This window comes from Rhizobium sp. NZLR1 (assembly GCF_017357385.1).
Taxonomy (GTDB): domain Bacteria; phylum Pseudomonadota; class Alphaproteobacteria; order Rhizobiales; family Rhizobiaceae; genus Rhizobium.
On record NZ_CP071632.1, the window covers coordinates 3,233,871 to 3,254,317 of the forward strand.

The window sequence follows — 20,447 nt, forward strand, 5'->3', positions numbered from 1 at the left end:
TCAGCCGGCCAGCTCTTCGGCCCGCTTGCGCGCCGCCGCCAGTGCTGCGTCGAACAGAGGCTGCATGCCGTTTTCGGACATCAACACGGCGAGTGCCGCCGCCGTCGTGCCGCCGGGAGAGGTCACATTTTGCCGTAGCCGCGAAGCGTCGTCGGGGGACTGGTGCAAGAGTTCACCAGCCCCCGCGACTGTTTCCCGCGCAAGACGCATGGCGAGGTCCGCCTGCAAGCCGAGTTTACGGCCTGCTTCCGCCATACATTCGACGAGATAGAACACATAGGCAGGACCGCTGCCCGAAAGCGCCGTCACGGCATCGATATCGGCCTCTGCAGGCACCCATTCCACAGGCCCCGAGACGCTGAGAAGCGAATGAACACGCTCTCGCTGCTGATTGCTGACCCCTGAATTGGCAAAGGCGCCGGTAACGCCGCGCCCGACCATGGCCGGCGTGTTTGGCATAGCTCGCACCATGGCGGCTTTGCCCAGATGCCTTTCGAGGAAACCGAGCGTCTTGCCGGCCGCGACCGAGACCACGACCGTATCCGGTCCGACGGCGCTCTTAACCGCCGGCAACACCGTCTCCATTACCTGCGGCTTGACCGCGAGAAACAGCACGCTTGCCTTCAAATCCGCCGGAGGCGCGATCACATGGGTCGCGCCGGCCTCGTTGATTGTCGCCAGCATCGCCACCGACGGGCCGGGATCGACGACAATGACGGCCGAGCCCGGAACGCCGCTTTTCAGCCAGCCGGAGAGCATTGCCCCGCCCATATTTCCGGCGCCGATCAGGACGACGGGATTTGTCGAGGAGACAAGGTTCGCGGGCATCTTATGCCTCGCCGACTGTTTCGAACAGCACGGCTTCCATCGCTTTCGTCGCTTCCATGCCGGACCATACGACGAACTGGAATGCCTGGAAATAGGCTTCGCAGGTGTCGAGCGCGCTGGAAAGCAGCACCTCGACCTGGCGATTTGTGGGTTCCGCGCCACCGGCAAGCAGCAGCGATTGGCGGAAAATGACGACATCTTCCTGGCGCCAGAGGTCGAAATGCCCCATCAGCACCTGCCCATTGATCGCCGAGAGCAGCTTGACCACCTCGTTGACCCTGATGTCGGGAACTTTGATATCGAAGGCGCAGCCAAGGTGCAGCGCTTCGAATTCCTCCATCCAGGAGAAGGAGACGTGATAGTCCGTCCAGCGCCCCTCGACCGTCATCGCGATCTCGTCCTCGCCGGACCGTTCGAACGACCAGTCGTTGTGGGAGGCAACGTACTCGATCATGTCGACCGGGTTCGACTGACGCTCAACTTCCAATTCCATCAGGTTCATGCAGCACCTTCTTGACCGGAACGAATGCGACCTAACTTGATGTATGAACACAAGAAAGACACACGCAAATACCGGAAACCACCACTCGGATGATCGTTGAACCGCTGCCAGACGTAACGCAGATAACCTGCCCGGAGCTTACCAAGTCGCTTCGAATCATCATTTAAAATCAGTGTATAATGCCACCTGCCCCCTGCCAGCCCCCTGGGGGGAAAATAGGACCGGGCGACTGTGGAAAGCTCTTCGAAACTCAATTCAGAAGGGAGAATAAGCGACTCTGCGAATTGGCTTTTTTGGCAGTGTCCACAGGCGGAAAATTCACCTGATTTTTTTGTGGCACATGCGGCATCTGCAATGAAGGCGGCTGCCGCATCTGCTTCATGTCGGGACTTTGAAGCATGTCGCGCAAAAGTGTTCAGCGGCTTTGCGGTTACGACATGCGAAAAAACAGAGACCTAAAGCGCAGGAAGCGAATCTGAAAGATCGCGACGCCTTAGTGACCCTCGCCGGCAAGCCTCGCCTCGAGTGCCGCGATGCGGGCGGTAAGCGCCTCGTTCTCGTCGCGCGCCTTGATCGCCATCTCGCGCACCGCCTCGAACTCCTCGCGCTTGACGATATCCATGCTATTCAGCCAGCGCTCCGCCTGAGCGTTGAAGGCGGTCTCGATCTCCTTGCGGACGCCCTGGGCGGCGCCAGCCGCATCGGTCATCAGCTTGGCGAATTCGTCCATGATGCGGTTCGTTCCGGTCGTCATGGCGGTTTTCTCCCTTCGCATGAGGTGAATTCAGCCCTTCGGGGCCTCAAAGATTGAGGTAGGGCTTCGCCAGCCGCGATGCAAGCGCTTTGCATGGGATAAGCGTGCCTGAACCGGCTGCGGAAGGGCCATCACGAACAATGGACTTGACCGTCCGGGATCGCAGCGGCATGTTCCGCGCAAACAAACAGGTGGGAAAACCTTGCCGACAGCAGCCAATCTCCTTGCCATCATGCCTTTCCCTGACATCGATCCGATTGCCTTTTCGGTCGGCCCGCTGGCGATTCATTGGTACGGTCTTGCTTATGTCGCCGGCATCCTGCTCGGCTGGGCCTATGCGCGCCGCCTCGCCGCCAATGATGGACTCTGGCTGGGCAATGTCTCGCCGATGTCAAGGACGCAGCTTGACGATTTCATCGTCTGGGCGGCACTTGGCGTCGTCCTCGGCGGTCGTCTCGGCTATATTTTCTTCTATGATCTCCCCGCCGTCCTGCGCAGTCCTATCCGTGCACTCGAGATTTGGAACGGCGGCATGTCCTTCCATGGCGGCCTCACCGGCACGACGATCGCCATGATCTTGTTTGCCCGCCGCAACGCTATCCCGATCTGGAGCCTGTTCGACATCGTCGCCACCGTCGTTCCCTTCGGCCTCTTCTTCGGCCGCATCGCCAATTTCATCAATGGCGAGCTCTGGGGCCGGTTGACCGACGTGCCCTGGGCTGTGGTCTTCCCGAGCGGCGGTCCATTCGCCCGCCACCCAAGCCAGCTTTACGAAGCCGGCCTCGAAGGCATCGTTCTCCTGCTGGTGCTGGCCGCTCTCGTTTACGGCATGCGCGCGCTGAAAAGCCCCGGCTTCATCACCGGTGTCTTCGTCTGCGGTTATGCGCTGTCGCGCATCTTCGTCGAATTTTTCCGCGAGCCTGACGCCCAGCTCGGTTACCTCCTAGGCACGAACTGGCTGACCATGGGCATGGTGCTCTCGTTCCCGATGATCCTGCTTGGCCTCTGGGCGATGCTGCGGGCACGCCGCCAGGCTGCGCTGCAGCTCTGAAAACGGCAGGACGCGCGACATGACCACCGCTCTAGGCGAAAAGATCAAGGCGATCATCCAGGCCAACGGCCCGATCAGCGTCACCGATTATTTCTCGCTCTGCCTGGCCGATCCCGAACACGGCTATTATCGCACCCGCGAGCCCTTCGGCCGTTCGGGTGATTTCGTTACCGCGCCCGAGGTCAGCCAGATCTTCGGCGAAATGATCGGCGTCTTCATCGTGCATGCCTGGCAACGTCACGGCGCCCCGACGGGCGTCCGCCTCGTCGAGATCGGCCCCGGTCGCGGCACCATGATGGCCGATATGCTGCGCGTCATCTCCCGCATCGCCCCGCCGCTTTTCGACGCGATGACCGTGCATCTCGTCGAAACCAGCGAACGCCTGCGCGACGTCCAGAGCCAGACGCTCGAAGCCTACGCCGGAAAAATCGCCTGGCACGACGGCTTCGACGAAGTGCCATCAGGCTTCACGCTGATAGCCGCCAACGAATTGTTCGACGCTATCCCGATCCGCCAGTTCGTCCGCATGCCGACGGGTTTCCGCGAGCGCATGATCGGCATTGATGCCGATGGCGCGCTGACCTTCGCCGCCGGCGTCGCCGGCCTCGATCCGGCACTTCTCCCCGAACTGGTGCAGAACCTGCCGCTCGGCACGCTCTTCGAGATCTCGCCTGCCCGCCAGGCTGTGATGATGGCAATCTGCGAGCGGCTGCGCGCCTTCGGCGGAACAGCGCTCGCGATCGACTATGGCCATCTCGTAACCGGCTTCGGCGATACGCTGCAGGCCGTGCGTATGCATGAATTCGACCCGCCGCTCGCCCATCCCGGTGAAGCAGATCTGACGAGCCATGTCGACTTTCAACAGCTCGCCGAAACGGCGCTTGCGGTCGGCGTCCATTTGAACGGCGCCCTGCATCAGGGTGATTTTCTGAGCGGCCTCGGCATCCTCGAACGTGCCGCTGCCCTCGGCCACGACCGCGAACCGCAAACCCAGCAAGTCATCCAGACGGCAGTGGAACGGCTCGCCGGAGCCGGTGAAGGCCGGATGGGCGAACTCTTCAAGGTGATGGCGGTCTCTCATCCCGCAGTCGACCTCATGCCCTTTCGTCCGGTGGATTGACAGGGCGCCCGCGGCTGGTTCAACATCCGCGCGAACAAGAACTTGAAGCGCGCCGCCTGTGCGATGCGCTTGGGATAATAACAAACCCCTTAAAAAACCCCGGAATCACAGATGCAGGACGCGGCTTCTCCCGCACCGATCGAAAGCGCGCTGCTGAACGAAGCGGCGGGCGCCACTATTCGCCACGGTTATTTCACCCGGGCCGGCGGCGTTTCCGAAGGGCTTTATCGTGGCCTCAATGTCGGCCTCGGCTCCAGTGACGAACGCGACAAGGTCCTGGAAAACCGCCGCCGCGTCGCCGCCTGGTTCAGCCTGCCGGTCGAGCGGCTGGCGACCGTGCATCAGGTCCATTCCCCAGACGTCGTGACGGTCGACGCCGATTACGACGGCGCCCGCCCCGATGCGGATGCGATGGTGACGCGCACCCCTGGCATCGCGCTTGGCGTGCTTGCCGCCGATTGCGGCCCGATCCTGTTCGCCGACCCGGACAATCGCGTCGTCGGCGCTGCCCATGCCGGCTGGAAGGGCGCGCTGACGGGCGTGCTCGAAAACACCATCGCCGCCATGGAGGCGCTGGGGGCGGACCGCACGCATATTGTCGCCTGCCTCGGCCCCTCGATCAGCCAGACAAGCTATGAGGTCGGCCCGGAATTCATCGAGCGCTTCATCGCCGAGAACCCGGATTACCAACGTTTCTTCGCGCCTTCGGCAACGCCCAGCCACGCCATGTTCGATCTGCCGGCGCTGACCGTCGACCGGTTGACGAAAGCCGGCGTGCGGACCGAAAACCTCGGCCTTTGCACCTATCCGGACAGCGAGCGCTTCTTTTCCTACCGCAGGACGACACATCGCAAGGAGCCGGATTACGGCCGCCAGATTTCCGCGATATCAATCAGGGAGACGTGAGCAGAATGGCACTGCACTTCGAAAAGGCCGAATTCGCAAGCCGGCTTGCGCGCCTCACCGAGAAAATGAAGGAAGAGAAGCTCGACGCCCTGCTGCTCTTCGCTCAGGAAAGCATGTACTGGCTGACCGGCTACGACACCTTCGGCTACTGCTTCTTCCAGACGATGATCGTCAAGAGCGACGGCACCATGGCGCTGATCACCCGCTCGGCCGATCTTCGCCAGGCCAGGCATACCTCGATCCTCGAGGACATCCATATCTGGGTGGACCGGATCAACGCCGATCCGACGCTCGACCTGAAGAACCTGCTGGTCGAGATGGACCTGCTCGGCGCCCGCATCGGTGTCGAATATGATACGCACGGCATGACCGGCCGCGTCGCCCGCCTGCTCGATGCGCAACTGACCACCTTCGGCCAGATTGTCGACGCTTCCTACCTCGTCAGTCGGCTGCGCCTCGTCAAAAGCCCGACTGAGGTCGCCTATGTCGAGCGTGCCGCCATCCTCGCCGACGATGCGCTCGATGCCGCGATCCGGCTGACAAAACCCGGCGCCGACGAGGCTGATATCCTCGCCGCCATGCAGGGCGCGATCTTTTCCGGCGGCGGTGACTATCCCGCCAACGAGTTCATCATCGGCTCCGGCGCCGATGCCCTGCTTTGCCGTTACAAGGCTGGCCGCCGCAAGCTCGACGCCAGCGACCAGCTGACGCTCGAATGGGCAGGCGCTTACGCCCATTACCATGCGGCCATGATGCGCACGATCGTCATCGGCGAGCCGATGCAACGCCACCGCGAGCTCTATAATGCCTGCCGTGAAACCATCGAGGCGATTGAGACCGTCCTGAAGCCCGGCTACACCTTCGGCGATGTCTTCGACATGCATGCCAGGATCATGGACGAGCGCGGCCTCGCCCGCCACCGGCTGAATGCCTGCGGTTATTCGCTCGGCGCCCGCTTCTCGCCCTCCTGGATGGAGCACCAGATGTTCCATGTCGGCAATCCGCAACCGATCGAGCCGAACATGTCGCTCTTCGTGCACATGATCATCGCCGATTCCGACACGGGCACCGCGATGACGCTTGGCCAGACCTATCTGACGACGGCGGATGCGCCGCGCGCGCTGTCCCGCCATCCGCTCGATTTCATCGGTCTTTGACCCTTGAGAATCCGGAATTGACAGACGCCCGCCCCCGCCCGCATAAATTCGGACGGGGCTGATGCGATGGGAAGGACGGATCAAGGGATGACGCGAGCTGCGATTGTGCCCACGCTCCTGGTCGTAACGGCGCTGCTGACCGCCTGCAATACCACCGATGCGCTGACACCGCAGGTCGATATCGGCGATTCTTCCGCGCGCGCGTCGTCGAGTCCGGTGACGCAGAGCGAGGCCGAGGATCTGGCGGGCTCCCGCCAACGGGTCTTCGCCGGAAATTCGCAGCCGCGCACCTACCATCCAGCCTATGATCAGTCGCAGCAGGCCTATCGGGCGGGCACCGGCGCACCGCCGACGACAATGCAGGAGCAGGCAGACGCCCTGTCGCGAAGCAGCTCCTCGCCCGCCGCCTCCGCTCCGATCGAGGGGCAATCGCTGCCACCGCCGGCTTCCAACGGACAACAACTTCCCGCACAGTCGACGCAGCAACCGGCCGAGACGCAACAGCCGCAACAGACCGCCGCTCTCAACGCCCGCGCCTCCTCTGGCCGGGGCAACACGGTGCGCTTCCTGCCGATCATCGGCGCACCGGTGCAGGCGGTGACGCCGCTTTCGCGCCAGCTTGGCGCCGAGGCCCGCGCGCACGGCCTTTCCATCAAGAGCTCGACCGATGCGAGCAGCGACTACATTCTCAAAGGCTATCTCTCCGCCTTCAGCGACGACGGCAAGGTCACCGTGGTCTACGTCTGGGACGTTCTCGACAGTGGCGGCGGCCGCCTGCACCGCATTCAGGGGCAGGAAAGCGTGCCGACGGCGGCGGCCGACCCCTGGGCGGGCGTTCCTGCCTCGGTGATGCAGCAGATCGGCTCGAAAACCATCGCGGAATTCTCTTCCTGGCGGCAGGCGCAGGGCGGTTAGTCACAAACTTTTTGCAAATATGAATGCCTGTGGCGCCTTTCCCCTTGCATTCACGGGGAAGCTGGCTAAAAAGCGCGGCTATCAGCGCATAACAGGCGGACCAAAATGAAGGTTTTCGCAGGCAATTCGAACCGGCAACTCGCCGAAGCGATCTGCACCTATCTCAACGTTCCCTTGGGGAGAGCCAGTGTTCGAAGGTTTGCCGATCAGGAAATCTTCGTGGAAATCCAGGAAAATGTGCGCGGCGAGGACGTTTTCCTCGTACAGCCCACCGCCTTCCCCGCTAATGACCACCTGATGGAACTGCTGATCATGATCGACGCGATGCGTCGTTCCTCAGCCCGTCGCATCACCGCAGTGCTTCCCTATTTCGGCTATGCGCGTCAGGACCGTCGTGCTTCAGGCCGCACACCGATCTCCGCCAAGTTGGTTGCAAACCTCATTACCGAAGCCGGCGCCGACCGCGTCATGACGCTCGATCTTCATGCCGGGCAGATCCAGGGCTTCTTCGATATCCCCACCGACAATCTCTTCGCCATGCCCGTGCTGACGCGCGACATCAAGAGCCATTATGACCTCAGCAACGTCATGGTCGTCTCGCCTGATGTCGGCGGCGTGGTTCGCGCCCGCGCGCTTGCCAAGCGGCTAGACTGTCTTCTGGCCATCGTCGACAAGCGTCGCGATCGGCCGGGTGACTCAGAAGTCATGAACATCATCGGCGACATCACCGGCAAGGACTGCCTGCTGATCGACGACATCGTCGATTCCGGCGGCACGCTCTGCAACGCAGCCGACGCGATGTTGGCCAAGGGCGCAGCCAGCGTCACCGCCTATATCACCCACGGCGTGCTTTCCGGCGGCGCGGTCACCCGCGTCGCGTCCTCAAAGCTTCGCGAACTCGTCATCACGGATTCGATCCAGCCGACCACGGCCGTGCTCTCGGCCCACAATATCCGCATCGTGACGACGGCGCCGCTGATCGGCGAAGCCATCAGCCGAACGGCCCAGGAAGAGTCTGTCTCTAGCCTTTTCGACTGAAATTCAGCTATCTGCCGGCACGGGGAAGCCGTCCGCAATGATATGCAGACGGCTTTTCTCAAATTGCGATGCTGCCGCTCAGCGGCTGAAAGCAGCCTTCTGCTGTGAATCGACGAGATTATCGATGAACCAGTTCGGATAGACCGGCGCCGGCTCGGTCGCCGCGTCAAGGGCTGCGAGTTCCCCTTCATCCAGCACCAGATCCGCCGCGCCGAGATTGTCGGCCAGTTGATGCGGCTTCGAAGCCCCGAGCAGCACGCTGGTGACCGCCTTCGTCGCCAGCAGCCAGGCGATCGCCACCTGCGCGACGCTCGTCCCGTGCGCCGTCGCGATCGCCCGCATGCGCTCGACCAGCGCAAAGCCCCGTTCCTTGTCGAAGGGTAGAATATCGAAACCGGAATAGCGGTTTTCCGGATCGCCGAGCGTTTCGCGAGTGTATTTGCCGGAGAGAAACCCCGAGGCGAGCGGGCTCCAGACGGTCAGCCCAAGACCGTAACGCTGTAGCATTGGAACCATGTCGCGCTCGACATCGCGGCCGAGCAGCGAGTAGTACATTTGTCCATGCGTGAAGGGGGCGAGCCCGTTGGCCTTCTGGATTTCGAGCGCCGCCGCCACCTTCCACGCCGACCAATTGGAAAAGCCGATATAACGCACCTTGCCGGAACGCACCACCGCATCGAGCGCCGAAAGTGTCTCCTCCAGTGGCGTGAACGGGTCTTCCTTATGGACGATATAGACGTCGATCCAGTCCGTTCCGAGCCGTTTCAGGCTCTGCTCGATCGACCAGAGGATGTGACGTCGGGAGAGCCCGGCCTGGCCGAGCAGCGTACCGGTGCGGAAGCCGACCTTGGTGGCGATTACCACCTCGTTGCGCCGCGCCTTCAGAACCTGGCCGAGGATCGTTTCCGACTGACCGGATGCGTAGGCGTCGGCCGTATCGAAGAAGTTGACGCCGGCATCAAGAGCCTGCCCGACCAGCGCATCGGCAACATCGGCATCGGTCTTGTAGATCGAACCGATGCTGCGATCGCCCGATGTGAAGGTCATCGCGCCAAAGGCTAGCCTGGAAACGGCAAGTCCGGTCCGGCCAAGGGTCGTATATCGCATGTCATCTCTCCATTCGTTGGATTGTCGTGATCGGCTGGAAAGACAATGCCAGAAAGGATTATTGCGAAAAATCCGCGAATTCGATAAGGCTTATGAAGCTCAACTTCATAATCGACCGATGGCGCCTGATCCCTTTACCGGACTGACCGAATTCCTGGCGGTCGCAGACGCCAGGAGCTTCACTGCTGCCGCCGCATCGCTCGGCGTCACACCAACCGCCGTCAGCCAGACGATTCGGGCGCTTGAGACGAGGCTCGGCCTGCCGCTCTTTGTCCGCACAACGCGGCGCGTCGCGCTGACTGAAGCAGGTGCGGCACTCTTTCAGCGCGTCCGTCCGGCTGCTGCCGACATCGCCGACGCCTTCGACATGCTTGGCGGCTTCCGCGACCGCCCGCTCGGCCATCTGCGCCTCACGGTGCCGCGCATGGCCGTGCCGCTGATCGTGACGCCGCTGTTGCCGCGATTCCGCAAAGCCTATCCTGATATTTCAGTGGAGATCTCGGTCGACGATGCGGCGATCGACATCACCGAACGCGGCTTCGACGCCGGCATCCGCATCGGGGAGGCGATCGAAAAGGACATGATCGCCATGCGGCTGACATCCGATATCACCTGGACGGTCGTCGGCTCGCCCGACTATTTCGCCCGATGCGGCAGGCCGGAAACACCCGAGGATCTTACCCGCCATCAAGCGGTCCGCTACCGCTATCCGACATCGGGCGCCATCTATCGCTGGGAATTCGAGCGCACCGGGCGCGACTTCTCGGTCGATCCGCCCGGCGGTCTGATGGTCAACGATTTCTTGCTGCTGCTCCAGTTCGCCGAAGCCGGGCTCGGCCTTGTCTATTTGCCGGATATCTCGGTCAGCGAGGCGGTGGCGTCAGGGCGGCTCGAGCGTGTGCTCGACGCTTTTCTACCGACCTCGCCAGGCCTCTTCGCCTATTTTCCTGCCCGCTCGCAGACGCAGCCGAAGCTGCGCGCCTTTCTCGACATGGCGTCGACGCTGATGCGCCGCAAGGGATGATATCCCAGGCGGCGCGTCTGCTCTTCGAACGAAGACCCAATATCGGTCCGGTAGGATTACGGCTGCTGATCCGCTTCCTTGACCACCTGCCCGTTGACGGCGATCGCGCCGTCGCGGCTGATGCTGATATCCCAGCGCGAGCGTCCATCCGCATCGGTCTTGGCAAAGCCCTTCACCATCATGATGCCGAAGGAGACCTGATTGAGATCGGGATCGGTCTTGGCAAGCTCCTGGACCGCGGCGATCGTCTTGTCGAGATCGCGGGCAAGGATGGTCGCCTCCATCGAATAGTCCTTCTGGCTATCGACGCGTCCTTCGATCTTGCCGGTCATGTCGATATCGTAGACATCCGACTTGGCGCTGATCTTCGGAAATTCGACCGTAAGCTGGCCGTCGCGGAAGAGCTTCTTGCCCATCTCCTCGCCGCTCGTCTCCGGCGCCTTGTCGTTGAAATCCATCGCCATGAAGGCATCGCCAAAACTTGCGAAATCCAGGTTAGGAACCGCAAGCTGCAGATCGAAGCTGGTCGGCATGAAGGCCGAATAGCTTGCCGGCATCAACGGACTGTCGAGGCTGATGTCTTGCGCATTCATGCCGAAGCCGAAACGCATGGCGTCGCTCGGCCCATCCATGGCGACGTTATAGCCGAACGCCTTGACGCCGCCATTGCCCATCTGCGTGTTGACGGTCAGATTGTTGACCCCGATCGTCTCACTGAACGAGGTGAGAAGTGGGAAGGCCCCCTTGAGGATTCCCTTGATCTTGCCGCTGTTTTCGGGGCTCAACTCCTTCTCCTCGACATGATCGAGAATGAAGAAGACCATCTCGCGGATCTGCTTGACCGGCAGACCGTTCACCTTGGCCTCGACATCGATCGAGTCGGCCCGGATTTCAACGGGCGGCATTTGCGCGCCGGAAACCTGCTCGACGAAAGTCGACATCGAGCCGCTGCCCGTAAGATCGATACGCCCGTTGCCGCCTGCGCTGTCCGTCGAACTCAGCTTCTGGTCCATGCTGGCGATGCTGGCGCTGACTTCGTCGGTGTCGGATTTGCTGGTGAGCTTGATGTCCTTGGCCGTAGAGGTGCCGGAGCGCAGATAGCTGATCGCAGGGTCGAAGACACCAGCGTAAACAAGCGACGCGATGGAATAGGAGAAATCCGTCGGCTTCTCGTCCTTGCCCTTGAAATGGCCGGAGACGTTGAATTTGTTGTCACCCTCGATGTCCCAGAGGCCGCTATCGAGCGGTGTGGCAAACGTCGAGAACGGCGCCAGGCCGTTGATCGTGAACGTCGCCGGATCGACCTTGGTCAGCAGCTTCGCCAGATCGTAGATGATCTCGTAGCGCGTGCCGGCCGGATTGACGGTGACCAGGCCGCTCTTCGCCAATTCCTTCGGAAGCAGCTTCGTCAGGTTGCCCTTGAGCGCGTCGGCGCCGTCCTGGTTGATCTCGACGCTCTGCGCCGTAGTGACAAGGCAAAGTGCCAGCAAGCTCGTTGCCGTGACAAGTTTGAGACGCATAGTCCGATTTCTCCTCAGCCGCTTTTTGAATGCGGCATCCAAAGAGGTGAAGCGCGCCGATGTCAACCTCGACTGTGCCGGGAATGGCGATTTTGCCGCTTCCGGCACCGTCGATACCATCGCCTCGATGTCGAGTGCGGTTTCGGCTTGCCGAAGGGCGGATATCAGCGGAAAACACCCTCAATCCGCAACTTGCGTTTCCGAGCGACTTATAATATAGGCCACCGGTCCGCGTAGACACCCTTGGAGGCAATGCGGATGAGGTTGGGTCATACCCGCCTCCGGTTCGTCGGAGCAAGGCTTCTGCCAGCCGTCGAACTCTCCATATAACCTCGAAAGGAATAGCCATGAGCCAGGAAACTTACGAGCTCAAGGCCGAGGCGCGCGAACGGGTTGGTAAGGGGTCCGCCCGTGAACTTCGCCGCAACGGTTTAATTCCCGCTGTCATCTATGGTGACAAGCAGGCCCCCATTGCCATCGCTCTCAACACCAATGACGTGACGAAGCGCATTCATGCCGGTGGTTTCATGACCACCGTGGCGACGATCGAAGTCGACGGCAAGACGTACAAGGTTCTGCCGAAGGACTACCAGCTCGATCCGGTCCGTGACTTCACGATGCATGTCGATTTTCTGCGCGTCTCCGGCAACACCCAGGTGACCGTCGAAATCCCCGTTCACTTCATCAATGAAGCGAAGTCCCCGGGCATCAAGGTCGGCGGCGTTCTGAACATCGTTCGCCATGAAGTCGAAGTTCATTGCCCGGCCGATGCGATCCCCGAATTCTTCAACGTTGACCTCAACGGCAAGAAGATCGGCGACAGCATCCATATTTCGGAAGTCACCCTGCCGAAGGGCGTCACCCCGGTCATCGACCGCGACTTCACGATCGCGACCATCATTGCCCCGGCCGGCGGCATTGACGAGACCGCTGCAGAAGTCGGAGCCGAAGGCTGATCGCTTCGACCAATTTGTAAAGCATATGGCCCGCTTTCCCCTGGAAAGCGGGCTTTTCATTGCCCGGCATAGGCCTCCGTTTCAGCAAATTTAATATATTCGTGAAAGCATGCCCCGTCAGCTGCGAAGAAGCCTGCCCGAACACGCAGCAGCAAATTTGGCCGGCCTGGGGAGTAGACGGAACCAATGAACAATTCCGTTGAGAACAGATTTTTTGCGATAGTTTGTGGAGCGCTGCTTGTCTTTGTCGCTCCCCTCTTTGTTCTCTTCCTTTTTCTTTCCTCGGAACGGGCCGACAAGGAAATACGCGATCATATTTCTGTTCTTCTTGTCGCCAATGCCCAGGCGCTGGCAAAGCCGCTCTGGGATCTCGACGAGGAGAGCGTCACCCAGATCAGCGCGACGGTCGTTTCGCAGGGTGCCATCGTCAAAGTCGAGGTGCGCGACCAGTCGGGCCAGCTCGACATCAGTCAGTCCACCATCCCGCGCTCCTTCGACGGCAAGCTCGTCCAGGTGTCGCGTGCCATCATCTACAACACCGTCGACGGTCCGAAGAACCTTGGCAGCATCAGCGTCTATTATCCGGCGCTCGGTCTGTTCTCCGGCCTGAAGCAGGAAGAGGTCGTCTTCATCTCGATCTTCATCTTCGCGGTGCTGACCGTTTTCGGCACCGCGCTGATCGGCAACCGTTTCTTCGTTATCCAGCCGCTGATGCGGCTGACGGCAGCCATCGAGGCCACCCGCCAGCTGGGCTCCCGCCATCATGTCGACTGGCAATCGAACGATGAAATGGGACGGCTTGCCCGCAGCTTCAACGAGATGCAGACCAAGCTTGAAAGCGAGGAGAAGGAGCTGAAGCTCGCCCACCGCCGCGCCACCGACATCTATAATCTGACGCCCGCCATGCTCTTCTCGCTCGACGAGGAAGACCGCATCACCGCCGTCAGCGATTACTGGCTGCTTGCCACAGGATATAACCGCGCCGCCGTCATCGGCCGCAACTTCGCCGATCTGGTCACATCAACCACCCGCGACAAGTTCCTCAAGCGCCGCCAGGCGGATAGCGGCATGACCGTCACCGTCAAGTTCGTCTGCCTGGATGGCCGCATCATGGACGTCCTCATCATGGAATCGGAGGCGGAAGCCGGCGTTCACGACCGCCTCTCGCTATCGGTCATGACCGATGTGACCGAACTCAAGGCCTCCGAAGATCGCAACCACCGCCAGGCGATCACCGACCATTTGACCGGGCTTCTCAATCGCCAGGGCTTCGAAGCCGTCCTCGACAACAAGATCGCCGCCGCCGACGCGGCAGGCCAGGAACTCGCCTGCCTCTTCGTCGATCTCGATCGCTTCAAATGGATCAACGACAATATGGGCCATGCCGCCGGCGACATGGCGCTGATCGAGCTTGTCGAGCGTCTGAAGACCTATCTTGCCCCCTCCGATGAGGCGGCCCGTCTCGGCGGCGACGAATTTGCCATCCTGCTGCCGGCGAAGGACGCCGAAAAACGCGCCAAGGTGATGTGCGAGCAGATCGCCTCGATCTTCGAAACGCCGTTCGCCCCCGACATGCATCTGAGCGCTTCCGTCGGCATCGCCATCTATCCGCACCATGCCGCAACCGCGGCCGAACTGCTGCAGAAATCCGACCTGGCGATGTATGCCAAGAAACGCGACGGCAAGAATGGCGCGCAGCTCTTCGACAACGCGATGCTCGACCGGGCCCGCAGCCGCGCGGAGATCGAGGCCAATATCGAAGCCGGCCTCGTCGACAACTGGTTCGAGGCCTTCCTGCAGCCGATCGTCAATCTGAACGGTCGCGGTATTGCCGGTTTCGAAGCGCTGATGCGCCTCAACCATCCGCACAAGGGCTTGATGCCGCCGGCCGAGATCATCAGCGTCGCCGAAGAGACGGCAAAGATCGTCCGCGTCGGCAACGTCATCATGGAAAAGGCGATCTGCAATCTCGCGAAAATCTCCCGCATATCAGGCATGCAGGATACCTATCTCGCCATCAACTTCTCGCCGCTGCAGTTCGAGCCGGCGCTGCCGGCCCGCCTCGCTGCCATCGTCGGTCGCCATGGCATCCGCCCCGAGCGAATCGTCGTCGAGATCACCGAAGCCGTTTTGATGCACGACAACCCGCAGATCCGTATGATCGTCACCGAGCTTCGCCGCTTCGGCTGCCGCATCGCGCTTGACGATTTCGGCACCGGTTATTCGTCGCTGAGCTACCTCAACCGCTTCCCTGTCGACATCATCAAGATCGATCAGTCCTTCACCCGCGCCATCAACGACGGTGATGACGACGTGCGCCAGAAGAGCCGCATGCTGATCGAAGGCATTACCACGCTCTCCCACAAGATGAACTGCACCGTCATCGCCGAGGGCATCGAGACCGAAGAGGAATGCCGCACGCTTCACCAGATGGGGCTTGATTATGGCCAGGGCTACCTCTTCCATCGTCCACAGCATGCAGCCATGCTGATCGAGCAACTGATAGCCTCGGAATCGGCCGTCGCACGCGCCTCATGAAGGAGATGATACGATGAAAAAGCTCCTGCTTCTCGCATGCCTGGCGCTGCCCGGCGCTGCCCATGCGCAAACGGTGACTTTCACCACCGAGGATTATGCCCCCTTCAACTATCGCGAAGGCAAGGAGATCAAGGGCGCGACCGTCGAGCAGGTCGAAAAGTTGATGGCCGCGATCGGCGTTGACTACACGATCGAGGTCATGCCGTGGGCGCGCGCCTTCGGCCTTGCCCGCACGGCGCCGATGACCTGTGTGTTCGCCACCGCCCACAATGGCGCCCGCGACCCGTTGTTCAAATGGGTCGAGCCGCTGCTGATCGATCGCAACATCCTGATCACCCGCAAGGGTTCGGGCGTCACCGCCAATAATCTGGACGAGGCGAAGAAATACACGATCGGCACCCAACGCGAGGATTATACCGAGACGATCCTGAAGGAGAAGGGTTTCACCAAGCTCGATGTCGCCAGCGACTTCAACGCGACGCTACGCAAGCTGCTCGGCGGACGCATCGACATGATGCCGATCTCCGAACTCTATTTCGAAAAGCTGAAGGCCGACCAGCCGGTGGAAATGGTGACCGTACTCTCCGCCCAGCCGATGAGCATCGCCTGCGAGAAAAGCTTTCCGGACGATCTGCTCGCCAGGATGCAGGCTGCCCTCGACAAGCTGATCGCCGATGGCGACCAGAAGCAGATCTTCCTGAAATACGGCATGAACCTGTCGGAGTGATTCTGCTCAACTGGCTCATGCCCTTTCCGCTTGACTTTGCCATCGTTTCGCGGTGGTGAACGTCGGGACGTTCTAGCGAAGAAAGACAGGCCATGCTGATCATCGCGGGTCTCGGCAATCCCGGCAGCAAATACGCCGGCAACCGGCACAATATCGGCTTCATGGCCGTCGACGCCATTCAGCGGCGCCACAGCTTCTCGCACTGGTCGAAGAAGTTCAGGGCCGAAATCGCCGAAGGCGAAGTCGGCGGCGAGAAGGTGCTGCTGATCAAGCCGCAGACCTTTATGAATCTTTCCGGTGAGGCCGTCGGCGAGGCGATGCGCTTCTACAAACTCGAGCCCGCCGACCTTGTGGCGATCTACGACGAACTCGACCTTCCCCCCGGTAAGGCGCGGCTGAAGACCGGCGGCGGCCATGGCGGCCACAACGGCATCAAGTCGCTCGACGCCCATTGCGGCAGGGAATACCGGCGGCTGCGCCTCGGCATCGGCCATCCCGGCGTCAAGGACATGGTGCAGAACCACGTGCTCGGCGATTTCGCCAAGGCCGACAAGGCCTGGCTGGAGCCGCTTCTCGACACGCTTGCCGACAATGCCGACATGCTGGTGCGAAACGAGGATTCGCAGCTGATGAACAAGATCGCGCTGGCGCTCGGCGGCAAGGCCGAGGAGGAAAAGCCGCGGAAGGCGAACAAGACGACCGAAAAGAAGCCGGCCGGCCAGTCGCATATCCACCAGGCCCGCAATCACAATCAGCCGAAGCTCCTGACCACTGGTCCGATGGCCGATATTCTGAAGAAGATGTTCGGCAACGAGGGAGAATGAGACTGGTGCCGGAGCGGAATGTCGCCATCCGCGCCGCCGTTGCAAGCGATCTACCGGGACTGACCCTCCTCTATCGGCATTTGAACCCGGCCGATCCGGTTCTCGACAAAGCCATGGCCGAAGAACGCTTCTCCGCCATCCTCGCTCAGCCCGGAATGACTGTTTTCATCGGCTTTGCCGGCGATCTCGCCGCTGCCACCGCCACCCTGATCGTCGTGCCGAATCTGACGCGGAACGGCGCCTCCTATGCGCTGATCGAAAACGTCGTCACCCATGCCGGTCACCGCCAGTGCGGTTATGCCGGCAGCGTCATCGGCCATGCGGTGACTGAGGCCTGGAAGGCCGGCTGTTACAAGGTGATGCTGCTCACCGGCTCGACCAACCCGGCAACGCATCGCTTCTACGAAAACTGCGGCTTCGTGCGAGGTAAGACCGGCTTTCAGATCCGCCGGCCCTGAATCCGAACTTATTCCTCCGGCTCCGTCGTGAACATCAACGGAAAGCCCATTTCCTTCGCAAGGTCTATGCCCTCCTTGGCCTTGGTCTCGGCAATATCCCTGGCGCAGACCACGACCACGCAGGAGCCGAGCTTGTGCGCGGTCATCATCACCCGGTAGCCAGTCTCCTCGCTCATACGGAAGACTGACTTCAAGATCATAATGACCAATTCGCGCGGGGTATAATCGTCATTGACGAGAATGACTTTGTAGAGCTTCGGCTTGTCCAGCTTCAGCTTCACCTTGGTCTTCGGCTTAAGGGCTATGTCATTGTCACTCATCGGAAAAATCCACCCGTTGACATGGGTCAGGAAATGTCAAGACCATTGAATCATTGTCGATGACGAGTTTTCGACAGGCCGCCGCCGCAATTCCCAGTTTGAATGCAGCAGCGCCAGTCTGGCATCGAGAGGGTCAATTGGGTGACCGGCATACTGACGACATCCGCCGAGCGTCGAAATCCCCGTCGCCATCAAGAATAGGTCAGCACCGATCCATCGGCAAGTGAGCAAGGTAAAAGCTCTCTAAGACTTGACCACATTGCTCCTTTATCCCATAGGCACCAGCAACGAATTTAAGAACAGCAGGTATTCGCCATGGGTTTCAAATGCGGCATCGTCGGTCTGCCGAACGTCGGCAAATCAACCCTCTTCAACGCGCTCACCAAGACGGCCGCGGCACAGGCGGCGAACTATCCCTTCTGCACTATCGAGCCGAACACTGGTGAAGTCGCCGTGCCCGATCCGCGCATGCGCAAGCTTGCCGACATCGCCAAGTCGAAGGAGCTGATCCCGACCCGGATCTCCTTCGTCGACATCGCCGGCCTAGTGCGCGGCGCCTCGAAGGGTGAAGGTCTCGGCAACCAGTTCCTCGCCAATATCCGCGAAGTCGATGCCATCGTCCATGTGCTGCGCTGCTTCGAAGACAGCGACATCACCCATGTCGAAGGCCGCATCAATCCTGTCGCCGATGCTGAGACCATCGAGACCGAGTTGATGCTCGCCGACCTCGAAAGCCTGGAGCGCCGGACAGAGCAGACGCGCAAGCGCGCCACCGGCAAGGACAAGGAGTCGATGGCGATGCTGCCGATCATGGAAGCGTCGCTGAAGCTGCTCAACGAAGGCCAGCCGGTGCGCACGCTGCTGTCGACGCTCGATGCCGAGGAAATCGCAATCCTCAAGAGCCTCAACCTTTTGACCTCGCATCCCGTGCTCTACGTCTGCAACGTCGCCGAGGCCGAGGCTTCGACCGGCAACGAATTCACCGAGGCCGTCGCCGTCATGGCTCGCGAACAGGGTGCCGAAACCGTCGTCATCTCGGCGGCGATCGAGGCTGAGGTCGCTCAGCTTCCCGAGGATGAGGCCAAGGAATTCCTCTCCGCCCTCGACCTTGACGAGGCCGGCCTCGACCGGCTGATCCGCGCCGGTTACAAGCTGCTCCACCTCATCACCTATTTCACCGTCGGCCCGAAGGAAACGCGTGCCTGGACGATCGAGCGCGGCACCAAGGCGCCGCAGGCCGCCGGCGTCATCCATTCGGATTTCGAGCGCGGCTTCATCCGCGCCAACACCATCGCCTATGACGACTACATCAAATTCAACGGCGAAGTCGGCGCCAAGGATGCCGGCAAGGCGCGTGACGAAGGCAAGGAATACGTCGTCCAGGACGGCGACGTCATCCACTTCCGCTTCAACACCTAAGTGAAAACGCTGCCGCCTTAGCCTTAACCCGGCGGCAGTCGGTTTGCGATTGCCGGCGGCAGTGCACGCAGCACCAGCCGCCGAAGTGGCATCCAACCGGTGCCGATGATTAATACGATTGCGCCGACGACAATCAGCGTCGAGAAGATATAGGTGTCGGCTGTGGCGCTTCCCTGCCGGAAGACGCTGAAGATCGCCACGCCGAGCGACAGAAGCCCTGATGTCACGAAGGCGCGCCGGTCGATGATGAGACCGATCAGCATCAGCGCCGTCACCGTCGCAACGACTGCAGGTGTCCGCGCCGACATGTTCGCGACGTCGAAGATATGGACGTCTCCCCCGAACGACAGCAGGGAAACCGTGCTGTAGAGCAGCGCCGGCGCGGCGCCGAGATGCAGCCAGAAAGCGATGTCGGAACGCGTCGTCCGTCGCAGCCGGTCGCCGAGATCGAAATAGAGCGCCATGGCAAACAGTCCGAGCGCGCAGATAAGGGCAAGCAGCGCCAACGCGACGGGATGATCGAGGAAAAACGCAGGATTGCTGCTCGCCCATTGCACCAGCCGCAAAAGCAGAGTGAGGACGAAAGCAAGCACCGACATGATGCAGAGCGCAAGCGACAGCGGCACGCGATACCGGACATAATAAGCGCCGAGGATGATCGGGAAGCCGGCGACGAACTGCGTCGCCTCCGCTCCGAAAGATTGGGAGGTCGGCGTCCACGGCGGGAAGAAACGGGACATCAGCAGGCATGTCCAGCAGAACAGCGCGATCGTCAGGCTGACGGCCGGCAGGGCAAGCCGCTGGCGGTTCACCAGGATTTCCGAAAGCACGATGATGGCAGGCAGCACGGCATAAAGTGCGGCAAGCCCCCAGAGGCCGCAAAGCGCCACGATAACGCCGATGGTGATCAGCACGTCGTGGAAGCCGCGCACGAAACGCGGCGTCTCTGTGTCCGACCATGCCTGTCCCTGCGCCGCCACGGCCGGCCGCCCCTCGGCAACGCCGATGGCGTGCCCGACGACGGCGACGCCGCGCTCGCTCAGAAATGGCAAAAGCCGCCCGCCCGCCTCCGGCGAAATCAGCCCTTCGCGCGCTGCCTCGTCGAGTATCGACCTTAGTTCAGTCATGCCGGTTTATCTCCCCGGAATCATTGAGCCCGCGCGGATGCTATTGTAAGCACTAGAGCAAGACGCCGAAAAGTGTAAGCGGTTTTCTTATGACATCATGCTCTAACTCTTTAATTCAGAACAGGAATCAGATTTTAGGCCGACCTGCCTAAAACA

20 protein-coding genes are annotated in these 20,447 nt (G+C 61.1%); 13 read left to right on the forward strand and 7 right to left on the reverse strand.

Annotated features, from left to right (window positions below):
* The 3 genes from proC to J3O30_RS16135 all read right to left on the reverse strand — a co-directional run bounded on the left by proC (position 1) and on the right by J3O30_RS16135 (position 2,084).
* The gene (proC, locus tag J3O30_RS16125) at positions 1-828 is read right to left on the reverse strand and encodes a pyrroline-5-carboxylate reductase (RefSeq protein WP_207581272.1); all 828 of its coding nucleotides are present in this window, start codon (positions 826-828) and stop codon (positions 1-3) included.
* Position 829: 1 nt separating this feature from the next.
* Positions 830-1,330, reverse strand: coding sequence for a YbjN domain-containing protein (locus J3O30_RS16130; protein ID WP_207581273.1), 501 nt, complete (start codon positions 1,328-1,330; stop codon positions 830-832).
* Between the two features lie 493 nt (positions 1,331-1,823).
* A complete protein-coding gene (locus J3O30_RS16135) occupies positions 1,824-2,084 on the reverse strand; it encodes an accessory factor UbiK family protein (protein WP_207581274.1) in 261 nt (86 codons plus the stop codon).
* 202 nt (positions 2,085-2,286) lie between these two features.
* Between J3O30_RS16135 and lgt the strand changes: the two genes are divergently transcribed.
* The 6 genes from lgt (at position 2,287) to J3O30_RS16165 (ending at position 8,271) form a co-directional block, all read left to right on the forward strand.
* Entirely contained in the window at positions 2,287-3,135 is an 849-nt protein-coding gene (gene lgt, locus J3O30_RS16140; RefSeq protein ID WP_207581275.1) for a prolipoprotein diacylglyceryl transferase, read from the forward strand.
* Positions 3,136-3,154: 19 nt separating this feature from the next.
* A complete protein-coding gene (locus J3O30_RS16145; protein WP_207581276.1) occupies positions 3,155-4,255 on the forward strand; it encodes a class I SAM-dependent methyltransferase in 1,101 nt (366 codons plus the stop codon).
* 111 nt (positions 4,256-4,366) lie between these two features.
* Positions 4,367-5,161 carry a peptidoglycan editing factor PgeF gene (gene pgeF, locus J3O30_RS16150; RefSeq protein WP_207581277.1) on the forward strand — a complete coding sequence of 265 codons (795 nt, stop codon included), beginning with the start codon at positions 4,367-4,369 and terminating at the stop codon, positions 5,159-5,161.
* Between the two features lie 5 nt (positions 5,162-5,166).
* Positions 5,167-6,318 carry a Xaa-Pro peptidase family protein gene (locus tag J3O30_RS16155; RefSeq protein ID WP_207581278.1) on the forward strand — a complete coding sequence of 384 codons (1,152 nt, stop codon included), beginning with the start codon at positions 5,167-5,169 and terminating at the stop codon, positions 6,316-6,318.
* Between the two features lie 87 nt (positions 6,319-6,405).
* Entirely contained in the window at positions 6,406-7,233 is an 828-nt protein-coding gene (locus tag J3O30_RS16160) for a hypothetical protein (RefSeq protein ID WP_207581279.1), read from the forward strand.
* Between the two features lie 105 nt (positions 7,234-7,338).
* Complete coding sequence (locus tag J3O30_RS16165) at positions 7,339-8,271, forward strand: ribose-phosphate pyrophosphokinase (protein ID WP_207581280.1); 933 nt, start codon at positions 7,339-7,341, stop codon at positions 8,269-8,271.
* Positions 8,272-8,349: 78 nt separating this feature from the next.
* On the opposite strand, the gene J3O30_RS16170 is transcribed toward J3O30_RS16165, so the two are convergent.
* Positions 8,350-9,378 carry an aldo/keto reductase gene (locus J3O30_RS16170; RefSeq protein WP_207581281.1) on the reverse strand — a complete coding sequence of 343 codons (1,029 nt, stop codon included), beginning with the start codon at positions 9,376-9,378 and terminating at the stop codon, positions 8,350-8,352.
* Positions 9,379-9,496: 118 nt separating this feature from the next.
* On the opposite strand from J3O30_RS16170, the gene J3O30_RS16175 reads away from it, so the two are divergent.
* The gene (locus tag J3O30_RS16175) at positions 9,497-10,402 is read left to right on the forward strand and encodes a LysR family transcriptional regulator (protein ID WP_207581282.1); all 906 of its coding nucleotides are present in this window, start codon (positions 9,497-9,499) and stop codon (positions 10,400-10,402) included.
* A gap of 56 nt (positions 10,403-10,458) precedes the next feature.
* Here the strand turns inward: J3O30_RS16175 and J3O30_RS16180 are convergent, their stop codons facing one another.
* Positions 10,459-11,922: a hypothetical protein gene (locus tag J3O30_RS16180; protein ID WP_207581283.1), complete on the reverse strand. Its 1,464-nt coding sequence runs from the start codon at positions 11,920-11,922 to the stop codon at positions 10,459-10,461.
* A 347-nt stretch (positions 11,923-12,269) separates the two neighbouring features.
* Here J3O30_RS16180 and J3O30_RS16185 point away from each other — a divergent pair, with 347 nt between their 5' ends.
* The 5 genes from J3O30_RS16185 (at position 12,270) to J3O30_RS16205 (ending at position 17,425) form a co-directional block, all read left to right on the forward strand.
* The gene (locus J3O30_RS16185) at positions 12,270-12,878 is read left to right on the forward strand and encodes a 50S ribosomal protein L25/general stress protein Ctc (RefSeq protein WP_207581284.1); all 609 of its coding nucleotides are present in this window, start codon (positions 12,270-12,272) and stop codon (positions 12,876-12,878) included.
* A 186-nt stretch (positions 12,879-13,064) separates the two neighbouring features.
* Positions 13,065-15,416: an EAL domain-containing protein gene (locus tag J3O30_RS16190; RefSeq protein ID WP_207581285.1), complete on the forward strand. Its 2,352-nt coding sequence runs from the start codon at positions 13,065-13,067 to the stop codon at positions 15,414-15,416.
* Between the two features lie 13 nt (positions 15,417-15,429).
* Complete coding sequence (locus J3O30_RS16195; RefSeq protein ID WP_207581286.1) at positions 15,430-16,143, forward strand: transporter substrate-binding domain-containing protein; 714 nt, start codon at positions 15,430-15,432, stop codon at positions 16,141-16,143.
* 92 nt (positions 16,144-16,235) lie between these two features.
* On the forward strand, positions 16,236-16,967 hold the full coding sequence (gene pth / locus J3O30_RS16200) for an aminoacyl-tRNA hydrolase (RefSeq protein WP_207581287.1): 732 nt from the start codon (positions 16,236-16,238) through the stop codon (positions 16,965-16,967).
* Positions 16,964-17,425 carry a GNAT family N-acetyltransferase gene (locus J3O30_RS16205; RefSeq protein WP_207581288.1) on the forward strand — a complete coding sequence of 154 codons (462 nt, stop codon included), beginning with the start codon at positions 16,964-16,966 and terminating at the stop codon, positions 17,423-17,425. Before pth ends, J3O30_RS16205 begins: the two co-directional genes overlap by 4 nt.
* 8 nt (positions 17,426-17,433) lie before the next feature.
* Here J3O30_RS16205 and clpS read toward each other — a convergent pair whose 3' ends face one another.
* Positions 17,434-17,745 carry an ATP-dependent Clp protease adapter ClpS gene (gene clpS, locus J3O30_RS16210; RefSeq protein ID WP_207581289.1) on the reverse strand — a complete coding sequence of 104 codons (312 nt, stop codon included), beginning with the start codon at positions 17,743-17,745 and terminating at the stop codon, positions 17,434-17,436.
* A gap of 315 nt (positions 17,746-18,060) precedes the next feature.
* On the opposite strand from clpS, the gene ychF reads away from it, so the two are divergent.
* Positions 18,061-19,164 carry a redox-regulated ATPase YchF gene (gene ychF / locus J3O30_RS16215; RefSeq protein WP_207581290.1) on the forward strand — a complete coding sequence of 368 codons (1,104 nt, stop codon included), beginning with the start codon at positions 18,061-18,063 and terminating at the stop codon, positions 19,162-19,164.
* Positions 19,165-19,187: 23 nt separating this feature from the next.
* Here the strand turns inward: ychF and J3O30_RS16220 are convergent, their stop codons facing one another.
* Complete coding sequence (locus tag J3O30_RS16220; protein ID WP_207581291.1) at positions 19,188-20,291, reverse strand: hypothetical protein; 1,104 nt, start codon at positions 20,289-20,291, stop codon at positions 19,188-19,190.
* Positions 20,292-20,447: the final 156 nt, after the last annotated feature.

Coding starts and splice junctions, on each gene's coding strand:
- J3O30_RS16130 (WP_207581273.1), bottom strand. CDS start 1,330: ATGAACCTGATGGAATTGGAAGTTGAGCGTCAGTCGAACCCGGTCGAC.
- J3O30_RS16170 (WP_207581281.1), bottom strand. CDS start 9,378: ATGCGATATACGACCCTTGGCCGGACCGGACTTGCCGTTTCCAGGCTA.
- proC (WP_207581272.1), bottom strand. CDS start 828: ATGCCCGCGAACCTTGTCTCCTCGACAAATCCCGTCGTCCTGATCGGC.
- J3O30_RS16145 (WP_207581276.1), top strand. CDS start 3,155: ATGACCACCGCTCTAGGCGAAAAGATCAAGGCGATCATCCAGGCCAAC.
- J3O30_RS16180 (WP_207581283.1), bottom strand. CDS start 11,922: ATGCGTCTCAAACTTGTCACGGCAACGAGCTTGCTGGCACTTTGCCTT.
- ychF (WP_207581290.1), top strand. CDS start 18,061: ATGGGTTTCAAATGCGGCATCGTCGGTCTGCCGAACGTCGGCAAATCA.
- J3O30_RS16155 (WP_207581278.1), top strand. CDS start 5,167: ATGGCACTGCACTTCGAAAAGGCCGAATTCGCAAGCCGGCTTGCGCGC.
- J3O30_RS16160 (WP_207581279.1), top strand. CDS start 6,406: ATGACGCGAGCTGCGATTGTGCCCACGCTCCTGGTCGTAACGGCGCTG.
- J3O30_RS16190 (WP_207581285.1), top strand. CDS start 13,065: ATGAACAATTCCGTTGAGAACAGATTTTTTGCGATAGTTTGTGGAGCG.
- clpS (WP_207581289.1), bottom strand. CDS start 17,745: ATGAGTGACAATGACATAGCCCTTAAGCCGAAGACCAAGGTGAAGCTG.
- J3O30_RS16135 (WP_207581274.1), bottom strand. CDS start 2,084: ATGACGACCGGAACGAACCGCATCATGGACGAATTCGCCAAGCTGATG.
- pgeF (WP_207581277.1), top strand. CDS start 4,367: ATGCAGGACGCGGCTTCTCCCGCACCGATCGAAAGCGCGCTGCTGAAC.
- J3O30_RS16185 (WP_207581284.1), top strand. CDS start 12,270: ATGAGCCAGGAAACTTACGAGCTCAAGGCCGAGGCGCGCGAACGGGTT.
- J3O30_RS16175 (WP_207581282.1), top strand. CDS start 9,497: ATGGCGCCTGATCCCTTTACCGGACTGACCGAATTCCTGGCGGTCGCA.
- J3O30_RS16220 (WP_207581291.1), bottom strand. CDS start 20,291: ATGACTGAACTAAGGTCGATACTCGACGAGGCAGCGCGCGAAGGGCTG.
- J3O30_RS16195 (WP_207581286.1), top strand. CDS start 15,430: ATGAAAAAGCTCCTGCTTCTCGCATGCCTGGCGCTGCCCGGCGCTGCC.
- J3O30_RS16165 (WP_207581280.1), top strand. CDS start 7,339: ATGAAGGTTTTCGCAGGCAATTCGAACCGGCAACTCGCCGAAGCGATC.
- J3O30_RS16205 (WP_207581288.1), top strand. CDS start 16,964: ATGAGACTGGTGCCGGAGCGGAATGTCGCCATCCGCGCCGCCGTTGCA.
- pth (WP_207581287.1), top strand. CDS start 16,236: ATGCTGATCATCGCGGGTCTCGGCAATCCCGGCAGCAAATACGCCGGC.